The 1,780-nt window shown below is 58.5% G+C and carries 3 protein-coding genes; all 3 read right to left on the reverse strand.

The window, feature by feature from the left end; translation table 11 throughout:
• A partial coding sequence (locus tag AC1D1X_RS22245) for a LysR substrate-binding domain-containing protein (RefSeq protein ID WP_477699214.1) occupies positions 1–562 on the reverse strand: 562 nt, incomplete at its 3' end.
• Between the two features lie 90 nt (positions 563–652).
• Complete coding sequence (locus AC1D1X_RS22250) at positions 653–1,030, reverse strand: sirohydrochlorin chelatase (RefSeq protein ID WP_477671669.1); 378 nt, start codon at positions 1,028–1,030, stop codon at positions 653–655.
• Positions 1,031–1,045: 15 nt separating this feature from the next.
• Positions 1,046–1,780: LptF/LptG family permease (locus AC1D1X_RS22255; protein ID WP_477699215.1), on the reverse strand; the 735-nt coding region annotated here is incomplete at its 5' end.

The raw sequence follows: 1,780 nt of genomic DNA on the forward strand, positions 1-1,780 counted from the left end.
CTTCGAGTGTGATGTTGTCTTTTTTGGCCAGCGGATGGTCGACAGGAATGACCAGCATGTGCTGCCATTCGTAGCAGGGAAGGGTCACCAGGTCTTCGTACTGCGTCAATGATTCGGTGGCTATACCGATCTCAGCAACTTCGTCGAGCACCATGCGCGCCACCTGGTCGGGAGAGCCCTGGTGCAGGCTGACATTGACTTTGGGAAAGGCTTCACGCAGCTTGGCAACGGGCTGCGGAAGCACATAACGGGCTTGCGTATGGGTGGTGGCAATGGAGAGCGTGCCGCTGTCCTGGGCAGAAAACTGCTCGCCAATGCGGCGCAGGTTGCCGACCTCGCGCATGATGAGTTCAATGCTTTTGAGGACGTGTTCCCCGGGTTCGGTCACGCGCTTGAGGCGTTTGCCGTGCCGTGCAAAGATTTCTACGCCCAGTTCCTCCTCCAGCTCGATGATGGCCTTGGATACGCCGGGCTGCGAGGTGTGCAGGGCCTTGGCGGTCTCTGTCAGGTTCAGGTTGCGCCGGATGGCCTCCTGGACGAAGCGGAATTGGTGAAGGTTCATATCGAATTCAGGCTAATTATTGATTTTATTATGCCTGTTTTACGCTAAAGAGGAGCCCAACTGCCGTACCGATGCGCCATGCCTCCACGGTTATGACAAGGCAATGCTGGCCATAAGTGCGGTCAATTCGCGGTATTCCCCGGCTGCGGGCAGAAGCTCGACTTCTACGCCCGGATGCGCCAACCTGACGCGTTCGACCAGCAGCGGCAAGTCTTCCCGGGCGTGCTTGCCTATACCAAAGAAAAGCGGAAAAACCCTTATATGGCATGCGCCAGCAGCTATTAAATTTGTAGCAGCTTCAGGCAATGAAGGAGGGCAAAGCTCCAGGTAGGCGCAACTGACGGGGGTACCGGGCTCGCGGAGACGGACTTGTGCGGCAACCGCCTCAATGGGGTCGCGCCACTGCGGGTCGCGCGAGCCATGGGCAAGCAGGATGATGCCGCGCGGCGTATGGGCCAGGGACGTCATGAACGGTCGCGTCCGTTAACGCCTGAGCACCAGCCAGCCAAACGCGCCCAGCGAGACGGCCATATAAAGCAGGCCTGGCGTGGCAGCCGCAAGCCAGGGCTGCCAGTTTCGCAGGTTGCCGATATAGCCGAACACGTTGTTGAGCAGGAAGAAGCTGATGCCGATCATCACACCGGCGAACACGTAGCCGGCGATGCCGCCGGAGCGAAAGTGAAGGTAGGCAAAAGGCAGCGCCAGAATCACCATCACCAGGCAGCTGAGCGGGTAAAAGACTTTTTTCCAGAACTCTATTTCATAGCGCTGCGCGGTCTGCCCATTGGCGTCCAGGTGACGGACGTAATTGAACAGGTCAATGGTGCCCATGCGCTCAGGCTTGAGCAGCGCCACCGAAACCATTTCAGCGCTGATTTCGGTAGGCCAGCGAAAGTTCTTTAGCACTGTGCGGTTGACCTTGGCGCTGCCTCCGGGTTTGGCGGCACTGCTGGCGCCGGCAGGAACATCAAACTCTGCGCGTGTGGCCTGGTTCAATTCCCAGGCATCGCCGGCGGTGAACGCTGCCAGCGGCGCCTGTGTGGTGGAGACGATCAATCCCTTGTTGTTGAACTCGAAAATCTGCACACCCTGCATTTCGTTGTCGGGGGTGAGGGCCCTCACATTGACCACAAAGGTGTTGTAGGCCTGCTTTTCCTTCAACCAGGCACCGGTTTGGCCGATGGTGATCTTGTTCTGGTAGCGCGCCTTGAGCAGCTG

Source organism: Polaromonas sp. P1_G4 (assembly GCF_056405475.1).